Annotated in this window: 16 protein-coding genes; 10 read left to right on the top strand and 6 right to left on the bottom strand. The window is 61.2% G+C overall.

Annotated elements, in window-relative coordinates; translation table 11 throughout:
- The coding region (locus AACY19_RS20950) for a retention module-containing protein (RefSeq protein WP_339453543.1) at positions 1-1,276 on the bottom strand (1,276 nt) is incomplete at its 3' end.
- Between the two features lie 534 nt (positions 1,277-1,810).
- Here AACY19_RS20950 and AACY19_RS20945 point away from each other — a divergent pair.
- From AACY19_RS20945 to AACY19_RS20935, 3 genes are all read left to right on the top strand, one after another.
- Entirely contained in the window at positions 1,811-3,169 is a 1,359-nt protein-coding gene (locus AACY19_RS20945) for a TolC family outer membrane protein (protein WP_339453542.1), read from the top strand.
- Between the two features lie 155 nt (positions 3,170-3,324).
- On the top strand, positions 3,325-5,484 hold the full coding sequence (locus AACY19_RS20940; protein WP_339453541.1) for a type I secretion system permease/ATPase: 2,160 nt from the start codon (positions 3,325-3,327) through the stop codon (positions 5,482-5,484).
- 10 nt (positions 5,485-5,494) lie between these two features.
- Positions 5,495-6,856, top strand: a complete 1,362-nt coding sequence (locus AACY19_RS20935; RefSeq protein ID WP_339453540.1) for an HlyD family type I secretion periplasmic adaptor subunit — start codon at positions 5,495-5,497, stop codon at positions 6,854-6,856.
- Positions 6,857-7,000: 144 nt separating this feature from the next.
- Here the strand turns inward: AACY19_RS20935 and AACY19_RS20930 are convergent, their stop codons facing one another.
- Both AACY19_RS20930 and AACY19_RS20925 read right to left on the bottom strand, forming a co-directional pair.
- Positions 7,001-7,594: a tRNA-uridine aminocarboxypropyltransferase gene (locus tag AACY19_RS20930; protein ID WP_339453539.1), complete on the bottom strand. Its 594-nt coding sequence runs from the start codon at positions 7,592-7,594 to the stop codon at positions 7,001-7,003.
- 16 nt (positions 7,595-7,610) lie between these two features.
- Positions 7,611-8,504, bottom strand: a complete 894-nt coding sequence (locus AACY19_RS20925) for a LysR family transcriptional regulator (RefSeq protein WP_007956593.1) — start codon at positions 8,502-8,504, stop codon at positions 7,611-7,613.
- Positions 8,505-8,900: 396 nt separating this feature from the next.
- Between AACY19_RS20925 and speB the strand changes: the two genes are divergently transcribed.
- The 6 genes from speB (at position 8,901) to AACY19_RS20895 (ending at position 14,485) form a co-directional block, all read left to right on the top strand.
- Positions 8,901-9,851 carry an agmatinase gene (gene speB, locus AACY19_RS20920; RefSeq protein WP_003222717.1) on the top strand — a complete coding sequence of 317 codons (951 nt, stop codon included), beginning with the start codon at positions 8,901-8,903 and terminating at the stop codon, positions 9,849-9,851.
- Positions 9,852-9,861: 10 nt separating this feature from the next.
- Complete coding sequence (locus tag AACY19_RS20915; protein WP_339453538.1) at positions 9,862-10,284, top strand: YybH family protein; 423 nt, start codon at positions 9,862-9,864, stop codon at positions 10,282-10,284.
- Positions 10,285-10,339: 55 nt separating this feature from the next.
- Complete coding sequence (locus AACY19_RS20910; protein ID WP_339453537.1) at positions 10,340-11,842, top strand: purine-cytosine permease family protein; 1,503 nt, start codon at positions 10,340-10,342, stop codon at positions 11,840-11,842.
- Positions 11,843-12,005: 163 nt separating this feature from the next.
- On the top strand, positions 12,006-13,385 hold the full coding sequence (locus AACY19_RS20905) for a sodium:solute symporter (RefSeq protein WP_339453536.1): 1,380 nt from the start codon (positions 12,006-12,008) through the stop codon (positions 13,383-13,385).
- An 84-nt stretch (positions 13,386-13,469) separates the two neighbouring features.
- On the top strand, positions 13,470-14,195 hold the full coding sequence (locus AACY19_RS20900) for an MBL fold metallo-hydrolase (RefSeq protein ID WP_339453535.1): 726 nt from the start codon (positions 13,470-13,472) through the stop codon (positions 14,193-14,195).
- Positions 14,196-14,236: 41 nt separating this feature from the next.
- A complete protein-coding gene (locus tag AACY19_RS20895; protein ID WP_339453534.1) occupies positions 14,237-14,485 on the top strand; it encodes an acyl carrier protein in 249 nt (82 codons plus the stop codon).
- A 105-nt stretch (positions 14,486-14,590) separates the two neighbouring features.
- Here AACY19_RS20895 and AACY19_RS20890 read toward each other — a convergent pair whose 3' ends face one another.
- Together AACY19_RS20890 and ptrR are read right to left on the bottom strand one after the other, a co-directional pair.
- The gene (locus AACY19_RS20890) at positions 14,591-14,719 is read right to left on the bottom strand and encodes a PA1414 family protein (protein WP_257737111.1); all 129 of its coding nucleotides are present in this window, start codon (positions 14,717-14,719) and stop codon (positions 14,591-14,593) included.
- A gap of 142 nt (positions 14,720-14,861) precedes the next feature.
- Positions 14,862-15,755 (bottom strand): putrescine utilization regulator PtrR, encoded by an 894-nt coding sequence (gene ptrR, locus AACY19_RS20885; RefSeq protein WP_339453533.1) that lies wholly within the window; start codon positions 15,753-15,755, stop codon positions 14,862-14,864.
- Between the two features lie 104 nt (positions 15,756-15,859).
- On the opposite strand from ptrR, the gene AACY19_RS20880 reads away from it, so the two are divergent.
- On the top strand, positions 15,860-17,041 hold the full coding sequence (locus AACY19_RS20880) for an MFS transporter (protein ID WP_339453531.1): 1,182 nt from the start codon (positions 15,860-15,862) through the stop codon (positions 17,039-17,041).
- On the opposite strand, the gene AACY19_RS20875 is transcribed toward AACY19_RS20880, so the two are convergent.
- Positions 16,986-17,918 carry a DMT family transporter gene (locus AACY19_RS20875; protein ID WP_339453529.1) on the bottom strand — a complete coding sequence of 311 codons (933 nt, stop codon included), beginning with the start codon at positions 17,916-17,918 and terminating at the stop codon, positions 16,986-16,988. The genes AACY19_RS20880 and AACY19_RS20875 overlap by 56 nt on opposite strands.
- Between the last annotated feature and the right edge of the window lie 101 nt (positions 17,919-18,019).

The following is an 18,019-nucleotide window of genomic DNA, read 5'->3' as shown; positions in this document are numbered from 1 at the left end:
TGCTGGTATCGCCATCGGCGTCGGTGAGGGTGTAGGTGAACGTTTCCGTGCCGTTGCCGCCGCCGTGCAAGGCTTTGAAATCGGCGTCGCTGGTGTTCAGCGTGTAGGTGTAAGTGCCGTTGGCGTTAAGCACCAGCGTGCCGTAAGTGCCGGTGAACGTACCGGCAGTGATCGGCCCGGCATCAGGGCCGGTCGGCACGCGGTCGGCGCCCTGCACGTCGTTGGTCAGGACGTTGCCGGTCAGGGTCAGCAGGCTTTCCGAGGCGGTGCCGTTGCTGTCGTTCACCGCTCTGGGCACGTCGTCGGTGATATTGACGTCGACGGTCCCGGTCGCGGTGTCGCCGTTGGTGTCACTGGCAATCACGGTGAACTGTTCACCGAGGCTGTTCGTGCCGTCACCCGCCGCATGGGTTTCGTTACCGTTGAGCGTGTAGCTGTAGCTGACCACACCGGTCGTCGGGTTGTAGCCAGTGATGGTCAGCGTATTGCCCAGTTGCGTGGTGATCGACTGCGGGAACCCGACGGCGACGCCGGCATTGATCAGATTGATACCGCCGATACTCAGGCTGGTCAGGCCGTCCGGCGCGGACACCGTGAAGGTGCCGCTCTGGGTCAGCGCGCCGTTGTTGCTGGCAGAACCGCTCGACAGGTTGGCCTCGTTGACCGTCAGCTCACCGCCCTGAACGTCAAGGCCCGTGAGGGTGACCGGATTGTTCACGGGTGGCGGTACCACCACGGGCGGAACCGTGCCATCGCCGTTGTCGATCACGGCGTTACGGCGCTCTTCGGGAAACTCGGGGATGCCGTTGAACCCGGCGGTGGGGAAACCGATGATCGGATCAACCCGGCCGCCGACTTCCGTCAGCAACACGAAACTATGGCCGCCGCCCGCCTCGCCAGGCGCACCGCCCGGTGCATTCGGGCCGGCGGCGGTGGCTTCAGCGGTCTTGCTCGGGTCATCGCCGGCGGCGATGGCTTTCTGGATTTGCTCGACGTCGGTCAGTTGCGCTTCGCTGGGGGTCAACGCTTCGGGCGCGTTCACATGGGCGGCTTGAGCGGCCAGTAACTGCCCGGTCATGGTCAGGCTGCTGTCGCGGCCGAGGGTCAGCTCCTGGCCGTTTTGCAGATGAACGGCAACGGCGCCCTCGGCCCCGGTGATCAGTTGATCGCCGGCAAACAGGCGATCCCCCTCAACCAAGGCGCGACGGCTGCCGTCAGCGCCCTGCGCAAACACCTGACCGATGACTTTAGTGACGATACCAATGAGCGTTGCCATGTGAATTCCTCCGCTGCCGACCACCGTCGGCACAGGTTCGCGAAGCAGCCCATGGCTCAATCGGGTTGTCGGGGCAACGCTCGCACCCTCGACAGTTCGTTTCGCAGGAGCCGGCCTGAGCGGAAAACTTCAGTGCTTTCAAGCACTTTCCAGCCCTGATCAATGCAGCCTTCCCACTCACGCTACGTAACGGCGGTGAATCACCCGAGTGACAAAAAAATGTCGCTCATTTGCCGCTACGCGTCCCTCCCCTTCAGCAGTACTTCGCCGTATGTCGCAAAGTGAATGGAACTTTCCTCAAGCCTTCCTGTGCTCCCTAAAGCGCATAAAACAAAGGCTTTCATGCTGAACAATGTGCTGGTTTTTACAAAGCTCATAAGTTTTTTTCGGAATAACCCTTATGAAAATTTTTTCTTAGCTACGCTCTAGGATGTTCTTAGCTCTGTTGTTACAAGAGTGAAACGCTTAGACCTAAAAATATCGTCAAATAATTGGCGACAGTAACACACCATCAGGACTCAGGGAGATGCACCCATGCGCGTTCTAACCCCCCTCTGCAGCGCGGTTTTGCTGGCCATGGCTTGCACTTCTCAAGCCCAGGCCATGAACCTCACCGAGGCCATTCAAAGCACCATCGCCACCCATCCCGAACTGGCCTCGCGCGTGGACGCGCGCCTGTCGGCTGATGAACAGGTCAAAGTCGCCAAGGGCGGCTTCTATCCGTCCGTCGATCTGAACGCCGCCTACGGCCGTGGCTACAGCGACAACACCAACACCCGGGCCTTCGGTAATCACAACACCGAAATCCTCAACTACACCCAGTCCGAGCTGCGGCTGCGGCAAATGCTGTTCGACGGTTTCAACACCGCCAACGAGGTCGAGCGCACCAAAGGCGTGTCCAATTCGCGCGCTTACTACGCGCAAGGCACCGCACAGGATCTGGCCCTGCGCACCATCGAGGTCTATCTCGAAGTGCTCAAGCGTCGCGAACTGGTGACCCTGGCACGCAACAACCTGCAAGCGCACTTGCGGGTCAACGATCAGATCGGCCTGCGCACCGAGCGCGGCGTCGGCAGCACGGCTGACTCGGATCAATCGGTCGCCCGTAAAGCACTGGCGCAGAACAACCTCGACACCGCCGAAGTCGATCTGTCTGACGCCGAAGCCAACTTCTACAGCGTCGTCGGACGCATGCCCGACGAGCTCGAAACCCCGGCTTCGACCCGTGGCGAAATGCCGACCGAGTTGCGCGAAGCCCAGCAGAGCATGGTCGACAACAACCCCTATCTGAAATCCGCCCAGGCTGACGTGCAATCGGCCGAGAGCCAGTACGAAGTCGCCAAATCGCCGTTCTACCCACGTTTCGATGCCGAAGCGGCCGTCGGCGCGAACAACAACGTGCAGGGCGACGAGGGCCACGACAACGAATGGCGCGTGGGTGTGGTGATGAACTACAACCTGTTCCGCGGTGGCAGCGACAAGGCCCGACTGGCCGCCAATGCCCACGACATCAATCAGGCGATGGACATCCGCAACAACGCCCTGCGCCAACTCAACGAGAACATTCGCCTGGCCTGGAACGCCATGGAAAACGCGAAGAAGCAGACCCCGACCGCCCGCGAATACGCTGAGACCACCAAGCGTGTGCGCGCCGCGTATCAGGACCAATTCGGCCTCGGCCAACGCACCCTGCTCGACTTGCTCGACAGTGAAAACGAGCTCTACAACGCCAATCGCCGCTACACCGAAATCCGCTACACCGAGGAATATTCGATGTACCGCGTGCTGGCGAACATGGGCCAGTTGCTGAGCAAACAACGGGTGGTGCTGCCCGCCGATGCGATTGCCGCGACCGAAGTCAAAAACGAAGCGCGCTTGCCTGAACTCAAGTAAACGGTGCAGGGGCTGACTTTGTCCTGACCTTTCCTACGCTCAGCGTGGGAATGCAGGCCGTGAGGCTCCGGGTCACCGGACGCGGAGCGTCCCCTGGAGTCATTTGCGCGCAGAGCGCGGGAACGATCATTGAAGCGGCAACAGAGGCGATCAATATGACCAGCATGGAACCCGGCAACATCGGGATTGATCCGCGGCTGAGCTTCGATGATCCGTTACTCGACGGTCTGTTGATCCTCTGCAAACTCCATGGTGCGACGGTCAGCCGTGCCAGCCTGAGTGCCGGGCTGCCGCTCGACAAACAACGCCTGAGTCTCGATCTGCTGCCTCGCGCCGCCGCTCGGGCCGGGTTGCAGGCGCGTATTCTGCGCCGCGAACTGAAAGATATTTCACCCCTCAATCTGCCAGTCTTATTGCTGCTCAACGACGGTCGCACCGCCGTGCTGCGACGCTTCGGTGACGACGGCAAAGCGCTGATCCTGCCCAGCGAAGCCGAGGGCGGCGAGCAATGGGTCAGCCGCGAAGAACTCACCGAACACTACAGCGGCCAGGCTCTGTTCGCCCGTCCGCGCCACGAACTCGAAGACCTGCGCTCACCGCTGGTACCGCGTGTGCACGCCTGGTTTCGCGACACCCTGAAGCTGTCGAAATGGCTTTATAGCGATGCCATTCTCGCCAGTTTTCTGATCAATCTTTTAGGCCTGATGGTGCCGCTGTTCGTCATGCAAACGTATGACCGTGTCGTGCCGAATCAGGCCACGTCGACCCTGTGGGTGCTGTCGATCGGCCTGCTGATCGGCACTGGTTTCGAACTGGTGTTGCGGGTGGTGCGCGCGCACTTGCTCGACACCGCCGGGAAGAAAACCGACGTGATCCTTTCCGCGACTTTGTTCGAGCGCATCACCGGCATGGCGATGAAAGCCAGGCCGGCGACCATCGGCGGTTTCGCCCAGAGCATTCACGACTTCCAGGGCCTGCGCGAATTCCTCACGGCGGTGACCCTGACCAGCCTGATCGACCTGCCCTTCGTCGTGCTGATGCTGGTGGTGATCGGCCTGCTCGGCGGCTGGCTGGTCGTGATTCCGCTGCTGGCGTTTCCGGTCACCATCGTCTTCGCCATGATCATTCAAGTGCGCCTGCGCGACACCGTGCAGAAAAGCCTGAGCCTCGGCGCCGAACGCCAGGCCGTGCTGATCGAAACCCTCGGCGGCCTGGAAACCCTCAAGGCCTGCAGCGCCGAAAGCGAACGCCAGCACAAGTGGGAAACCACCCACGGCGCCCTCACCCGCCTCGACAGTCACGCACGCAATCTGTCGGCGCTGGCCACCAACGGCACCTTGTTCATCCAGCAATTTTCGGGGATGGCGACAATTGTCGCCGGGGTCTACAGCATCATCGCCGGCAACCTCAGCGTCGGTGCGCTGGTCGCCAGTTACATGCTCGGCAGCCGTGTGCTCGCGCCGCTCGGGCAAATTGCCGGGCTGATCACCCGCTATCAACAAGCACAACTGACCATGAAAAGCACCGATGCCCTCATGGCCTTGCCGCAGGAACGCGACGGCAAACAGCGGCCGCTGGAACGCACGCAACTGCAAGGTGCGCTGGACGTCAGTGGCGTGACTTTCCACTACAACGGCCAGAACAGCCCGGCCCTGAGCAACGTCACGTTCAGCCTCAAACCCGGTGAGCGGGTCGGCATCATCGGCCGCAGCGGTTCGGGCAAAAGTACTCTGGCGCGATTGGTCATGGGCTTCTATGAACCCGAAGAAGGCCAGTTGCTGCTCGACGGCCTAGACCTGCGCCAACTCGATGTCGCCGACCTGCGCCAACAGATCGGCTATGTCGCTCACGACCTGCCGCTGCTGGCCGGCAGTCTGCGCGACAACCTCACGCTCGGCGCGCGCTACATCAGTGATTCGCGGATGCTCGAAGTCGCCGAACTGACCGGCGTCACCGAACTCGCCCGCCAGCATCCACAAGGTTTCGACCGGCCCGTCGGCGAGCGCGGGCAACTGCTCTCGGGCGGGCAACGTCAGGCCGTTTTGCTGGCGCGTTCGCTATTGCTTGATCCGCCGATCATGCTGCTCGACGAACCCACCAGCGCCATGGACAACAGCAGTGAAGACTTGCTGCGGCAGAAACTGCATGGCTGGGTGCAAGGCAAAACCTTACTGCTGGTGACCCACCGCACTTCGATGCTGAGCCTGGTGGACCGGTTGCTGGTGCTGGACAACGGCCGGGTCGTCGCCGACGGTCCGAAAGAAGCGGTCATCGATGCACTGCGCAAGGGCCGTGTCGGCTCGGCGGCGGTCTAGGAGTTGCCCCATGTCTGCTTCCTCCGATAGCAAATCGCGTGGCTACTTCGACAGCTTCGGCAAAAGCGCCGAAGCCGAGTTCATGCCGGAAACCGCCGGTGCGTCCTTGCAGGACTCACCGCGCTGGTCGCGGATCACCGTGTGGCTGACGGCAGCGTTGCTGATCACTGCAGTGGTCTGGGCCAGGTTCGCCGTGCTCGAAGAAGTGACCATGGGCGAAGGCAAGGCGATTCCGTCGAGCAAAGTGCAGGTGATCCAGAACCTTGAGGGCGGGATCGTCACCGAGATTTTTGTCCGCGAAGGCCAGATGGTGAACAAGGGCGACACCCTGTTGCGTCTGGATGACACGCGCTTTCGTTCGAACAAGGGCGAGAGCGAGGCTGACCGCTATGCGCTGACGGCGCAGGTCGAACGGCTATCGGCAGAGGCCGATGGCCGGCCGTTAAAGCTTTCCGATGAAGTGATCGCCAAGGCGCCGCAAGTCGCCGAAGACGAGCGCTCGCTGTATGAACAACGCCAGCGCCGCCTGGCCAGCGAACAACGCACGCTGAGCGAACAGTTGCGCCAGAAAACGCAGGAACTCGCCGAGTTTCGCTCCAAGCAGGGCCAGTTCAGTTCCAGCCTGGCGCTGTTGCAGCAAGAGATGAACATGTCCGAACCGCTGGTGAAAACCGGTGCGGTTTCGCCGGTTGAAATCCTGCGTTTGAAACGCAGTGCGGTGGAAATCCGAGGTTCGTTGAACGCGACAACACTGGCAATCCCTCGCGCCGAATCGGCCATTGCCGAGATTCGCAGCAAGATCGACGAGTCGGAGCAAACCTTCCGTTCCGAGGCGGCCAAGGAGCTCAACGAGAAGCGCACCGACCTGTCGAAAATCACGGCCACCAGCATTGCCATCGACGACCGCGTCACCCGCACCACCGTGACGTCGCCGGTGCACGGGGTGATCAAGCAATTGAAGGTCAACACCATTGGCGGCGTGGTGCAACCGGGCAGCGACATGGTCGAAATCGTCCCGCTGGAAGACAACCTGCTGATCGAAGCCAAGGTGCGGCCGCAGGATGTGGCGTTCCTGCATCCGGGGCAGAAAGCGATGGTCAAGTTCAGCGCCTACGACTACACGATCTACGGCGGGCTGAGTGCCAGGCTTGAGTTGATCGGTGCGGACACGATTACCGATGACAAGGGCAACAGCTTCTACCTGATCCAGGTGCGCACCGATAAAAACCATCTGGGCGGGGATCTGAAACCGCTGCTGATCATTCCGGGGATGGTAGCCACGGTGGACATTATTACCGGGGAGAAAAGTGTCCTGGATTACTTGCTCAAACCCGTGCTCAAAGCGCGGACCGAGGCGATGCGCGAGCGCTAGAGATATCCGGATTTTGTGGTGAATTGACTGGCCCCATCGCTGGCAAGCCAGCTCCCACAGTGTCCGTGTCGGCTACAAAATCTGTGAATACCTCAGAACCTGTGGGAGCGGGCTTGCTCGCGAAGACGCCCGCACAAACACCCATCATTTCGAATGATTACGCTGAAAGGTCTCCTCCCCCATCGCCGCAATCTGCCCCTCGATCAACGCCTCGAACGGCTTGAGCAACGGCTCGAATGACGCCGACGGCTCCAGCGTCTGCAACGCCTGCACAATCGCCTCAATCGTCGACAACGCCCCCGGCCCCGGTGCCTTGCGCAAGCGATAGCGCGACACGCCGCCCTCTGCCAGCGTCACCCGTGGCAACGCCGCCAGCAGCGGATTGAGGTGCAGCATCTTGCGCGCCTTGCGCCAGGTGCCGTCCGGCACCACCAGCAGCAACGGCTCATCAGACTCACCGTAAGCCTGCATCGGTTGGGCATCATCCGCCGGAAACAACAACCGCGCCTGATACCCCGGGCGATTCAACAGCGTCGGCAAATCCTCGAACACTTCACCGACAATCAGCTCGGCATTGCTCAACCCCAGCACGGCAAGACGCGCAGTGTTCAACGCGTGATTGACCTCGCTCGGATGCTGCAACAGCAGCACCCGGGTGCGGCTGTCGAGGTTCGGGATCAGCGGGCACAGGCAATGGGTCTGGGGGCGCAGGCAGCGCGGGCATTGGGGTCTGGACATACTTTTTTCCTGCAAGCTAAGCCTGATTGAGCTGGGCTTTGAGCAAATCACGGAAGGTCTGGATCAGTGGCTCGCGGCTGCGGCCACGGCGCATGATCATCGAAAACGGCGCCTGATAACCGAACGTCGCTGGCAGCAACACGCGCAAATCGCCCTTGTCGGCCCACGCCTGAGCATAGTGCTCCGGCAAGTAACCGATGTAGGCGCCGGACAGCACCAGAATCAGCTGCGCCTCCATACTTTCCACAGTCGCGGCGCTGTGCTTGAAACCGTGCCGGGCCAGTTCCGCCTGGCTCCAGTAACCGCGCCCGACCATCCGTTGCTGCGTGATGACCTGCTCGGGGATGCGCCGCTCGTTGAACAGCGGATGGCGGCTGCTGCAATACAACCAGTGCTGTTCACGGTACAGCGGCATGTAGACCAGACCGCTCATGCGTGTGGAAAACGCGCCAATGGCCAGATCGAGACGGTTGTCCTGCACGCCGAGTTGCAGTTCATAGGGGCTCATGACCGAGAGATGCAAATGCACCGCCGGGTGTTCCTGGCTGTAGGCGCCGATGGCTTCGGCGAATGGTAACGCCTTGTCACTGACGGTGGAGTCGATCACGCCGAGGTTGAGCGTGCCGCGCAGTTCGCCCTTGAGCGCGGCGGCGTACTGCTCGAAACCTTCGAGTTCGGCGAGCAGGCGCAGGGTTTCCTGGTGGAACAACTCGCCCTTGCTGGTCAGGCTGAACCCGCCGCGTCCGCGATGGCACAGCACCAGGCCGAGCGCGGCTTCGAGCTGGCTCATGTAGGTGCTGATCGCCGAGGTCGACAGATTGAGTTCCTGCTGCGCGTTGGCGAACCCCTGGTGCCGCACGACGCTGACGAAGATGCGCAACAGTTTCAGGTCGGGTAAAGCGTTGGCCATGCCTACTCCGGGCTTTAGAGATGTGTTGCCTGATAGAACCTTCCCTCACCCCAGCCCTCTCCCGGAGGGAGAGGGAGCCTACCGAGCTGTTATGAGGATTTACGCCGACCTGCGATATCGAGTCGAACTCAGGATTCGAAAGCAATAGAGATCAGCTCCCTCTCCTGGGGGAGAGGGCTGGGGTGAGGGCAACGATCTCCTGCCGATCACACGACCCGAACCCGACAAAGTCTAATCGCCCGTCGCCCATTAGTTTAGAAAAATCTGAACTAAGTTTTTGCCCGTAGCGATTCTTCCGTCGCACTACATTTCGCATCATCGGCCCCACAGCGGCGTCCGAACCCGTGCTCAACGGCGCGCCGACATAAATAAAACAAAGACGATGAGGCCCTACCCGTGGACAAGATTCTTCACCAACCACTGGGCGGCAACGAAATGCCGCGCTTCGGCGGCATCGCCACCATGCTCCGACTCCCCCATGTACCGACCGCTGCCGGCCTGGACGCTGCCTTCGTAGGCGTGCCACTGGACATCGGCACGTCGCTGCGCCCCGGCACCCGCTTCGGGCCACGCGACATCCGCACCGAATCGGTGATGATCCGCCCGTACAACATGGCCACCGGCGCGGCGCCGTTCGACTCGCTGTCGGTCGCCGACATCGGTGATGTGGCAATCAACACCTTCAACCTGCTCGACGCCGTGCGCATCATCGAAGAAGCCTACGACAACATCCTTGAGCACAACGTGATCCCGATGACCCTGGGTGGCGACCACACCATCACCCTGCCGATCCTGCGTGCGATCCATAAAAAGCACGGCAAGGTCGGTCTGGTGCACATCGATGCCCACGCTGACGTCAACGATCACATGTTTGGCGAAAAGATCGCCCACGGCACCACTTTCCGCCGCGCTGTCGAAGAAGGTCTGCTGGATTGCGACCGTGTCGTGCAGATTGGTCTGCGCGCTCAGGGTTACACCGCTGACGACTTCAACTGGAGCCGCGATCAGGGCTTCCGCGTGGTTCAGGCCGAAGAATGCTGGCACAAGTCGCTGGCACCGCTGATGGCCGAAGTGCGCGAGAAAGTCGGTGGCGGTCCGGTGTACCTCAGCTTCGACATCGACGGCATCGACCCGGCCTGGGCGCCAGGCACCGGCACCCCGGAAATCGGTGGTCTGACGACCATTCAGGCGATTGAAATCGTTCGTGGCTGCCAAGGCCTCGACCTGATCGGTTGCGATCTGGTAGAAGTCTCGCCCGCTTATGACACCACCGGCAACACCTCGCTGCTGGCCGCCAACCTGCTGTACGAAATGCTCTGCGTACTGCCTGGCGTGGTCCATCGTTGAGGATCGGGTCATGAACGAACGTGATCAGGTTTTGCAAGCGGCCGCCGAACTGGTGTCCGCCTTTGCCCGTAACGATCGCGAAGCTTACTTCGGCGCGTTCAGCGCCGATGCGAGTTTCGTCTTCTACACCCTCGACCAGCCGTTGCTGTCGCGCGATGCCTATCAGGCCTTGTGGGACAGCTGGCGCGCCGAGGATGGCTTCGAAGTGCTGTCGTGCACGTCGAGCAACGCCTTCGTCAGCCTGCAGGGTGACGTGGCGATTTTCATCCATGACGTGGCCACCGAGCTGCGCATGCAAGGGGAGCAACACTTCAGCCAGGAGCGCGAGACGATTGTTTTCAAGAAACAAGCGTCGAGCCTAGAACAACAAGGCCATTGGCTGGCCTGTCACGAACATTTGTCCGCAATGCCGGAAGGGCTGCCATCCCCTTAGCCAAGACAGGTGACGCTCACGCACGATGAGCGCGCCTTTATGATCGGAGCAGATCATGAATAACAACAACAACGACAAAAGCCTTACGCACATTGAAACCCACGGGGTCGAACAGATCCCGGACCACGAACGCACCGCAGGCCCGACGGACTTGTTCCGGATGATCTTCGGTGGTTCCAATACCTTTGCCACCGCCGTGCTCGGCAGTTTCCCGGTGCTGTTCGGTCTGTCTTTTCAGGCCGGCGTCTGGGCGATTGTGTCGGGCGTGCTGCTCGGCTCGCTGATCCTCGCACCGATGGGCCTGTTCGGCCCGCTCAACGGTACCAACAATGCCGTGTCGTCCGGTGCGCACTTCGGCGTGCACGGGCGGATCGTCGGTTCGTTCCTGTCGCTGTTGACCGCCATCGCATTTTTCTCGCTCTCGGTGTGGAGTTCAGGGGATGCGCTGATCGGTGGTGCGAAACGCCTGATCGGTCTGCCGGAAACCGACCTGACCCTGGGCCTGGCCTACGGTCTGTTCGCGATTCTGGTGCTGACCGTGTGCATCTACGGCTTCCGCTTTCTGCTGTGGGTGAACAAGATCGCGGTGTGGAGCGCCAGCCTGTTGTTCCTGCTGGGCATCTTCGCCTTCGCCGGTCCGTTCGATGTGAACTACGCCGGTACGGTGAACCTCGGTCAGCCGGGTTTCTGGGCCGCGTTCATCGGCGCCGCGCTGGTGGCGATGAGCAACCCGATTTCCTTCGGCGCGTTTCTCGGCGACTGGTCGCGCTACATCCCGCGTGAAACCTCCAAGCAACGCATCATGGCCGCCGTGGTGCTGTCGCAGATCGCCACGTTCATCCCGTTCCTGTTCGGCCTGGCCACCGCGACCATCGTCGCGATCAAAGCGCCGGACTACATCGCGGCAAACAACTATGTGGGCGGTTTGCTGGCGGTGTCGCCGAGCTGGTTCTTCCTGCCGGTGTGCCTGATTGCGGTGATCGGCGGCATGTCCACCGGCACCACCTCGCTCTATGGCACCGGGCTGGACATGTCCAGCGTGTTCCCACGGGTTCTCTCGCGGGTGAAAGCGACGCTGCTGATTGGCGTGCTGTCGATTGCCTTCATCTTCATCGGGCGCTTTGCCGCGAACCTGGTGCAGAGCGTGTCGACCTTCGCCGTGCTGATCATTACCTGCACCACGCCATGGATGGTGATCATGATCATCGGTCTGCTGGTGCGTCGCGGCTTCTACTGCCCGGATGACCTGCAAGTGTTCACTCGCGGCGAACAAGGCGGACGCTACTGGTTCAGCCACGGCTGGAACTGGCGCGGCCTCGGTGCATGGATTCCGAGCGCGGCGGTTGGCCTGTGCTTCGTGAACTTGCCGGGGCAGTTCGTCGGCCCGCTGGGTGAAATCGCCGGTGGCATCGACATCAGTTTGCCGGTGACCCTCGGCCTGGCTTCGGTGGTTTACCTGACGCTGCTGAGCCTGTTCCCGGAACCGCGCGAAGTGTTCGGCCCGAAGGATGTGCGCAGCCAGGTCATGGAAAAACCTGAACTGCGTCAGGCCGCCTGACGCAGATCCCCTGTGGGAGCGGGCTTGCTCGCGAAAGCGGTCTATCAGTCACATCACTTTTGAATGTGCCGCCGCCTTCGCGAACAAGCCCGCTCCCACACAGGGCCGCCATACAGAACCACATTTGTTTCACCATAAAAAAGACAATCGGAGACACGCCATCATGGCTTTGGATTTATTCGTCGTCCTCATCTACGCCGCAGCGATGCTGATACTCGGCTACTACGGCATGCGCAAGGCCAAAACCCACGAAGACTACCTGGTCGCGGGCCGCAACCTCGGCCCGTCGCTGTACATGGGCACCATGGCGGCAACCGTGCTCGGTGGTGCGTCCACCGTCGGCACAGTACGACTGGGCTATGTACACGGCATCTCCGGTTTCTGGCTGTGCGCGGCACTGGGTTGCGGCATCGTTGCGCTGAACCTGTTTCTCGCCAAGCCTTTACTGAAACTGAAGGTCTTCACCGTCACCCAGGTGCTCGAAAAACGCTACAACCCGATGGCGAGAACCGCGAGTGCGACCATCATGCTCGCCTATGCCCTGATGATCGGCGTGACCTCGGTTTTGGCGATCGGTACCGTTCTGCAAGTGCTGTTCGGCCTGCCGTTCTGGATTTCCGTGCTGCTGGGCGGCGGTATTGTGGTGATCTATTCGACCATCGGGGGCATGTGGTCGCTGACACTGACGGATATCGTGCAGTTCGGTATCCAGACCGTCGGACTGATGTTTCTGTTGCTGCCGATCTGCCTGTACCGCGTGGGTGGCTGGGATCAACTGGTGGCGCAGTTGCCGGCGGCCAGCTTCAACTTCACCAGCATCGGCTGGGACACGATCATCACCTACTTCATGATCTACTTCTTCGGCATCCTGATCGGTCAGGACATCTGGCAGCGCGTATTCACCGCCAAAAGCGAAAAAGTCGCGAAATACGCCGGCACCTCGGCCGGTATCTATTGCATCATCTACGGCCTGGTCTGCGCATTGATCGGGATGGCGGCACATGTGCTGATTCCGGATCTGGACAACGTCAACAACGCCTTCGCCGCCATCGTCAAAGTCTCTCTGCCGGACGGCATCCGTGGCCTGGTGATCGCCGCAGCGCTGGCGGCCATGATGTCCACCGCCAGTGCCGGCCTGCTGGCCGCGTCCACCACCCTGACCGAAGACCTGCTGCCGAAACTGCGAGGCGGAAAGCAGTCCAACGTTGCCGTCAGCCGTTTGTTTACGCTGCTCACCGGCATCGCGGTGCTGGGTATCGCCTTGGTGGTAAATGATGTGATCAGCGCCCTGACGCTGGCCTACAACCTGTTAGTGGGCGGCATGCTGGTCCCACTGATCGGGGCGATCTTCTGGAAACGCGCGACCACCGCCGGCGCCATCGCCAGCATGGGCCTGGGCTTCGCGACCGCACTGTTGTTCATGTTCAAGGACGGTCTGGATGCGAACACGCCGATCTACTACAGCCTGGCAGTGGGTCTGGTGAGTTTTGTGGTGGTCAGCCTGGCCTCCCCGCGCCCGGCCACCGTGGCGAGCGCGATCTAAGCTTGATGTAACGACTTGATGCTTTCTTCGACGGGTGTGGCGTCGGTTGCCACACCCGTTTTTTTCGTCTGGAGAAAATGGCTGATGAAGATTGTTTCGCGCGATCAATGGTTTGAAGTGCAGCACCTGAGCGATGGCATTCGGTTGATCCATGAGCCGTATATCCGCCCGTTCTACCGCTGCAACCTGTGGCACGTGCAGGGCCGCGACAAAGACCTGTTGCTGGACAGCGGTTCGGGATTGGTCAGCTTGCGTGAGCAGTTGCCGTGGCTGACTGAACGCCCGTTAGTGGCGGTGGCCAGTCATTGCCACTTCGACCACATTGCCGGCCATCATGAGTTTGCGGAACGCCTGGTGCACCCGGCCGAGGCTGACATCCTTGCGGCGCCGGATGGGGAGAATGATCTGAGCCGCGCGTTCGTCGGCGATGACATGTTCGAAGCGCACCCGGATTGCCCGTTGTGCTACGCCGAATACCGGGTCAAAGCGGCGCCGGCGACAGGTTTTGTCGAGGACGGCGACGTGCTGGATCTGGGTAATCGCACGCTGCAAGTGCTGCACACACCGGGGCATTCGCCGGGCGGTATCAGCCTGTATGAGGCGGCGACGCAAACCCTGTTCAGCGGCGACATCATTTACGACGGGCCGCTGATCGAAGACGCCTACCACTCCAATCTGGAGGATTACGCCACCAGCCTGCGGCGTTTGCAGGCGTTGCCGATCCGTACTGTGCATGGCGGTCACTTCGGCAGTTTTTCCGGTGAGCATTTACGTTCGATGATTGACGAGTGGTTGCGCGGGCACGTCTGAGGGCTGCTTCACTCAAGAGCACAACCATCGAAAAGACTGCCATGAGAAGAGCTGCCGTGCGTGCCGCCGTGCACCGGTTCATCCGCCGCTTGCTGGAAAATCGTGAATTCAACGACCACACCAGCCTGGGGCAACTGGGTCTGGAGAAAGCCGATATCGAAGATCTGATCTTCCATCTGGAAGATGAATTCGGACTGACGGCGTTCACCGCCGAGGAAGACCGCATGCTCAAGACCGCGAAGACCGCGAATGACTTGAGCCGGTTTTTGCTGGAGATCAGCCGGCATTGAAAGCAAAAGTTCGCAGACTTCGGCTGCTGCTGCACCGTTTCAGGTAGAAGCTGCCGAACGCTGCGATATTTTGATCTTTATCCGTTGATCTTCAGATCAGGGGCATTACCGGCGCCGTTGTTGACGGCGGCGTTGCTCGTCATCGGTGCGGATCGGTACAGGTTGCATGGGCGGTTCGATCAAGCCGAGGGCAACACCCAGGTCGTGCAGCCAGTTTTGAATTTTCTCTTTCATCGTCATGCCCCCTTCAGGGTGGTGCTGAGCGGCCGGAATTCTGAGGCCGCTTCGCACTGATAATAGTCCGAAGTCCTGCGCAATGCTCGGCCAAATCCGCAATGATCTGTTACTGAATTGAACAGAGCTCGCCGGCATGGGTTCAGGCTGTTTCTCGGGTTTCGATCTGAGCCGCAGGATAGACCGCTTGCTGGACCTCAACCCAGGCGTTCAGGTTCGCGCCAACCATGCCTTTGCGCCACATGAGCCACGTTGTCGCACCCGCGAACGGATCGGCCAGCGGATGCGCGGCGACGCTTTCGCGGCCCGGCAGGCTGGCGAGCATCGACTCCGCCATCAACGCCACGCCACTGCCGGCAATGACGCAGGCGAGCATGCCCTGATACGACTCGATCTCCATCGCCCGGCCCATCGCCGCGTGGTAATGCGCGTACCACGCCTCCAGGCGCATGCGGTACGAACAGCCCTGACGGAAGGTGAACACCGAACGCCCTTCGACATCCCTGGCACTGCGCACGGGCGGATGATCGGTTTCGGTAATCAGCACCAGCCGCTCTTCGCACAACGGCACACCATCCAGCCCGGCCAGTTCCAGTGGGCCATCGACCAGCGCCGCATCGAGCCGACCGGTGAGCAGACCTTCGAGCAACTCGCCGCTCGGCGCCGACTGCACTTGCAGGTTCACCGCCGGGTATTGCTTGTGATAACGCGCCAGCAACGCCGGCAGATGAATCGCCGCCGTGCTGTACATCGTCCCCAGGACAAAATCCCCCGCCGGTTGCCCGCCCATCACCGCCGCGCTGGCCTGATCACGCAATGCGAACAACTTGTCGGTGTAGTCCAACAGGACTTTTCCCGCAGGCGACAGTTGCAAACGCTGACGCTCACGGACGAATAGCTCTACGCCCAGTTGCTCTTCCAGTTGCTTGAGCCGGGTCGACAGGTTCGACGGCACGCGGTGCAAGCGCTCGGCGGCGCGGGTGATGGACCCTTCTTCGGCGACGGCCTGAAAGATCCGCAATTGGCTGAACTCCACAAGCATTCTCCACAACAGAACAAGTTACTCACTATTATTCAATTTTAAAGAAAGTCAATCAGTCCTAGCCTGACGGTCATTGATCCTTCGAAGGAATCCCGACCATGTCGCCCCTGATTCGCTTATCCGCCTGCTTCGTCGCCCTGATGATGGCCATGGGCATCGGACGTTTCGCCCTCACGCCACAAATGCCGCACCTGCTCAGCGAAGGTCAGTTCGACCTCACGGCCGCCGGTCTGATTGCGGCGGCCAACTACCTGGGCTACCTGCTCGGCGCGGTGGACGCGATGTTCGCGCACCGCCCGCAGCAGGTTCAGCGGCGCCTGCACGGTGGCTTGTGGCTGTGCGTGTTGCTGACGCTGGCGTCGTTCTGGGCCACTGGTTTCTGGTCGCACTGGGTGCTGCGCTTCGGCACCGGGGTGGCGAGCGCCTGGGTGCTGGTGATGATCACGTCTCTAAGCCAGCCACTGGCAGCGGCAGCGGGTCGTCCGCGCTTGGGCGCACTGGTCTTCGCCGGGCCCGGGTTGGGAATTTTTCTGACAGGGTCGCTGGCGCTGGTCTCACATCTGCTCAATCAGACCTCGGCGACGCTGTGGCTGATCTACGCCGCCGCAGCGCTGGTGATGATGCTCGGGATCTGGCGCATTCTGCCGCCACCGGTCAGCGGCTTACCGGTGGCGATGACTGACGCCGGCCTATCGAATCGAGGCATCGGTCGTCTGGCGATCATTTATGCCCTTTACGGAATCGGCTACATCATTCCCGCAACGTTTCTCTCGCAAATGGCCAACGCGCAGTTCCACGGTCAATGGCAGGCGGACATGTTCTGGCCGAGCTTCGGTCTGGCCGCCGCGCTCGGCGTGTTGCTGGTGAGCCTGCGTCGCCACGACCCCGCGACGACCCGGCACTGGTTGATGGCGACGTTATGGCTGCAAGCAGCCGGGGTGTTCGCCTGCCTGATAAGCAGCGGCCTCGGTCTGGCATTGGGGGTGATCCTCTGTGGCACGCCGTTCCTCGCCTGCATGCAATTGGTCATGCAACGCTCGCGGGACATCGCACCCCACGCCACACAGCGCAATGCCGGGATGCTGACCGCGTGCTTTGCCGTCGGCCAGCTCAGCGGCCCGTTGCTGGCAGCGCTGAGCAGCCATTTCAGCGGTGGCCTGCAACCGGCATTGGTGATCGCCGGCAGCGGTTTGCTGATCGCCGGTGGGCTGGCGATGCAATCGACTAGCGCTGGCCCAGCGCTTGGCGCAAACGTCTGCGCAGCCACTGCTCGGCGCTGACAAAGGTGATGCCGAGCAGCACCAGCACGGCGCCAATGACGAAGTTCACGCTCAGTGGTTCGCCCAACAGAATCACGCCAAAGGTGACGCCGAACAGCGGCGTCATGAACGAGAAGACTGCCAGGTTGGCCGCCAGATAACGGCGCAGCAGCCAGAACCAGATCAGGTAGCTGAAGAACGACACCACCAGCCCCTGGAACAGCACACTGGCCACGGCCACAGGGGTCAGGTTGACATGGGTGATCTGACCGCTGAACAAGGCGATCAACAGCAGGCCGACAAAGCCGACAATCAGTTGATAAAACAGGGTCAACGTCACCGGGGCTTCCGACAGACGCGAGGCGCGCACCACCACCGTGGTCGCGCCCCAACAGGCACCGGCCAACACGCCAAAGGCATCGCCGAGCAACATGCGCCGGTCGAGGTTGTCCCATGACACACCGCCGGCAAAGGCAATCGCGATGCCGATGAACGCCAGCAAAATCCCCAGCCACTGCAACGGCCGCAGGCGCTCACTGGCCAACAGAAAATGCACGCCCAGCGCGGTGAAAATCGGCGCAGTGTAGAGAAACACCGACATGTGCGCGGCGGTGGTGAGTTGCAGACCTTCGGCGATGAAGAAGAACTCCAGACCAAACAGCGCACCGGCCAGCAAACCACCGCGCCAGGTGTTGCCGACCTGATCCCAGCCGCCCTTCCAGCAGATCAGCAAACCGACGAGCAACGCGGATATCCCCGAACGCCCTGCCGCCTGCATCACTGGCGCGATGTCCGGCGCCGCCCACTTGATCATTACCTGCTGCACGCCCCAGATCAGGCACAGACCGATCATCACTTGCAGGGCAAAACGGTCGGCATTGCGCCGCTCGATACTCACCGCAACACCTCGAACACACACAACATGGCAGGCCATCCAATGGTCAACAAACAGTGCCGGGGATTATCAATCAGTCAGACAGAAAAAACCGTCTGGAAAAG

Origin of the sequence: Pseudomonas sp. EA_5y_Pfl2_R50 (assembly GCF_963970475.1) — a bacterium.
Lineage (GTDB): Bacteria > Pseudomonadota > Gammaproteobacteria > Pseudomonadales > Pseudomonadaceae > Aquipseudomonas.
The sequence above is the reverse complement of the archived record's forward strand: the minus strand, read 5'-3'. Positions and strand labels throughout refer to the sequence as shown.

Excerpts from the sequence above, each read along its gene's own strand:
- AACY19_RS20900 (WP_339453535.1), top strand. The coding sequence starts at position 13,470 with ATGAAGATTGTTTCGCGCGATCAATGGTTTGAAGTGCAGCACCTGAGC.
- AACY19_RS20905 (WP_339453536.1), top strand. The coding sequence starts at position 12,006 with ATGGCTTTGGATTTATTCGTCGTCCTCATCTACGCCGCAGCGATGCTG.
- AACY19_RS20910 (WP_339453537.1), top strand. The coding sequence starts at position 10,340 with ATGAATAACAACAACAACGACAAAAGCCTTACGCACATTGAAACCCAC.
- AACY19_RS20890 (WP_257737111.1), bottom strand. The coding sequence starts at position 14,719 with ATGAAAGAGAAAATTCAAAACTGGCTGCACGACCTGGGTGTTGCCCTC.
- AACY19_RS20935 (WP_339453540.1), top strand. The coding sequence starts at position 5,495 with ATGTCTGCTTCCTCCGATAGCAAATCGCGTGGCTACTTCGACAGCTTC.
- AACY19_RS20895 (WP_339453534.1), top strand. The coding sequence starts at position 14,237 with ATGAGAAGAGCTGCCGTGCGTGCCGCCGTGCACCGGTTCATCCGCCGC.
- AACY19_RS20930 (WP_339453539.1), bottom strand. The coding sequence starts at position 7,594 with ATGTCCAGACCCCAATGCCCGCGCTGCCTGCGCCCCCAGACCCATTGC.
- AACY19_RS20940 (WP_339453541.1), top strand. The coding sequence starts at position 3,325 with ATGACCAGCATGGAACCCGGCAACATCGGGATTGATCCGCGGCTGAGC.
- AACY19_RS20925 (WP_007956593.1), bottom strand. The coding sequence starts at position 8,504 with ATGGCCAACGCTTTACCCGACCTGAAACTGTTGCGCATCTTCGTCAGC.
- AACY19_RS20880 (WP_339453531.1), top strand. The coding sequence starts at position 15,860 with ATGTCGCCCCTGATTCGCTTATCCGCCTGCTTCGTCGCCCTGATGATG.
- AACY19_RS20915 (WP_339453538.1), top strand. The coding sequence starts at position 9,862 with ATGAACGAACGTGATCAGGTTTTGCAAGCGGCCGCCGAACTGGTGTCC.
- AACY19_RS20945 (WP_339453542.1), top strand. The coding sequence starts at position 1,811 with ATGCGCGTTCTAACCCCCCTCTGCAGCGCGGTTTTGCTGGCCATGGCT.